This is a genomic window from Azohydromonas australica DSM 1124 (assembly GCF_000430725.1).
GTDB lineage: Bacteria > Pseudomonadota > Gammaproteobacteria > Burkholderiales > Burkholderiaceae_C > Azohydromonas > Azohydromonas australica.
Genome location: NZ_AUMO01000162.1, coordinates 1 through 1,679, shown reverse-complemented (window position 1 = coordinate 1,679; position 1,679 = coordinate 1). Strand labels below are relative to the sequence as shown.

The 1,679-nt window shown below is 49.3% G+C and carries 1 protein-coding gene and 1 pseudogene; both read right to left on the bottom strand.

The window, feature by feature from the left end; all coding sequences use genetic code 11:
* Window positions 1-51 precede the first annotated feature (51 nt).
* Window positions 52-894 (bottom strand): hypothetical protein, encoded by an 843-nt coding sequence (locus H537_RS53240; protein ID WP_156901851.1) that lies wholly within the window; start codon window positions 892-894, stop codon window positions 52-54.
* A gap of 504 nt (window positions 895-1,398) precedes the next feature.
* Window positions 1,399-1,679: pseudogene (locus H537_RS54520) on the bottom strand (MFS transporter); the annotation flags it as partial.

The window sequence follows — 1,679 nt, the reverse complement described above, 5'->3', positions numbered from 1 at the left end:
GCTGGCGAAGCTCAATTGCTTGGGTGGTTTGGAGGGCTGCGTCATGGTGGTTCATCCATGCAAGATTCGAGCCGAATTGATCAGCGTCTCCCTAGCGGCGCACCATGCAATAAAAGGCTGCTTCGCCGCACTCGCTTTAAGCTTTAAATGTGTGATTTCAAACGTTTGCTCCTTGACTGCTATGTTTTCCTTTTTTGAATGGGAAAACATGTAGTCATCATAAACGTCTTCTAGTTTAATAAGTTCTAGATCATCTTTGATACGAATCCTTGGTGCTCCACCATCCCTTACAAAATACCAAAGACAGTGCTCAAATAGGCTATTTGCTATGGTTCTGGCTGTCTTTGATGACTTTTCTCGGTAAATTTTCCTGAAACCGGAAAGATGCACGCAAGTCTTTAATTCTGCGCCTGCTGCAGCTGCAGTTAACTCTTTGTTTGCAATCCCTTGTGGAGTTGTGAAAGTGAAGGAGCGATATTTCATTGCTCCGTCTGCATCATTAAAGCAGCTATTGACACTTACCGCCTCAAATACCTTCAACCACAAAAGACGCCCTACGCCGCGGCACCCCTGCTGTGCCTTATACTCACTATCGAGCGTTTCAAAAGACATCATGTTTTTTTCATGAAAGCCTGATCCGTTGTCAATGATTTTGAATCCAAGGATTGGCTCTTGGGGTGGGGCGCCTCTTTTTGCCTTTCCATCTTCTATTTGAAAACTTGACTGATTTGCGCGCACAATTTCAACTGTGATTTCTCCGTATGCGGGGTCGGTGCTTACCTCAGAGATTGAGTGAATAGAGTTGACGACTGCTTCAAATAACGGCAGCAATCCATGACTCCGTGGCAGTGGAGTATTGCGGAGCCGTCCCGGCAGGTAGGTATTTAAACTCATTCTCTGCGTTCCTTTATTTTTGGGTTGTTCGGTATTTTGTGCTGCGGCCGGACGTGCAAATTCGATTTAAACAATTTATCGCCCATACTAAGCCACTGCTGCCTAAGCTGATCCGGCGGCAGAGTGGGTTCCATAAAAACGAATTATGCATGGATACTTTGTGCAATGCAAGATCCATGCTATTTGAGCAATGCTACCCAATTGGTTTGGAGGTAGGAAGCTTGCCTTGTTAATTAGGAAGCGTTGACTGGTTGCTTTAGGTCAACAGGCCCCGTCACAAGGTGGCATCGGTTCAAAAGAAATAACCAAGCTGACCAGTCTCCGTAGTGATCAACGTCCTGCTTGAATTGTGTGGCAGTCGCTCCACTCGGCCGTTGTGGCGAAGAAATCAGTATGGCTAAGGCAAGTTCGTAGGCGCGCTTGTGTACGGCGGCTTTTGGCCGATAGCGCATATCACGTGCCCGTCACTGCTCATCCCAGAGCTGCTTGTGCCTTTCACTCGCATCAGGGGCTGAGTGCGCGCTGGATCTCCTCCAGGCGCACGCCGCGGGTTTCAATGCCACTCCTGCTCAGAAGAGTTGCTGAAAGCGCCATTGGTAGTGCCAAAACTAGCGCGGACAGAAGCAGGTGATCGAAGAAGCCCAGCAGAGCAACGCCGGCGCCGAGGATTCCGCCGAACTTGCTGCTGGCCGCGATGACGCCCGATCCAGTGCCTCTGAGATGCACGGGATAGATTTCGGCGGCATACGGAATCAGCATGGCGATGACCCCGCTTACCGCAATCA